At 46.3% G+C, this 668-nt stretch carries 1 protein-coding gene; it reads left to right on the plus strand.

From position 1 onward, the window contains the following. A partial coding sequence (locus tag AB4138_RS23765; protein ID WP_372307961.1) for a hypothetical protein occupies positions 1-668 on the plus strand: 668 nt, incomplete at both ends.

Genomic DNA, 668 nt, shown 5'->3' on the forward strand with positions numbered 1-668 from the left:
AAGTTCAGCACCACAGTCGGCGGCTCAAACGGGTACAGTAGCGCCAGCAACTCAAGTGGCAAGTGCTCCTACTCAAAAGGCAACTGATGCTGTTGCAAATACACAACGCCCTAATACTTCAGAGAAGGAGACGGGAACAAATCAGACCCAATTGGTGAATGCATCCACTGACTCCAATAACGGTAATCAAGGCACGGGAACTAGTGAGGACTCTCAAAATGATTACAAAATGGGGAATCAGACCAAACTAGCATCACTCAACGACACTGATTCAAGTTCGCCTTCTGTTACCGGAAGCGGTTCAATGGACCTAGCATTATTGGAGTCTTCACAGTTCAGTGGTATGGCTGATGGAGATAAAGAGATTGTGATGGAGGCTATTGCTAGTGGCCAACTTACTGCTGATGAAGGCATTGAAGTGTTCAATGCGGTTCAAAGTGGAGAAATTAACTCAGATGAAGCTATTCAGATAGCTAACGGGACAAAGGAATTGCCGAGCGCCCGTAATGAAATGTTGGCTTCTACTGGCTCTAGTCAGTCGAATAGTGACCTTACTGCGAGCTCAGATAATGACATGGGATCGGCGCTTACAGGTGCAGACAATGAGTTCATCTCTAAAGAAAGCGATGCACATTTAGCGTCAAGGAACTTTGAAGCGCCAGTAACTG

This window comes from Vibrio sp. 10N.286.52.C3 (assembly GCF_041468865.1).
Lineage (GTDB): Bacteria > Pseudomonadota > Gammaproteobacteria > Enterobacterales > Vibrionaceae > Vibrio > Vibrio crassostreae_C.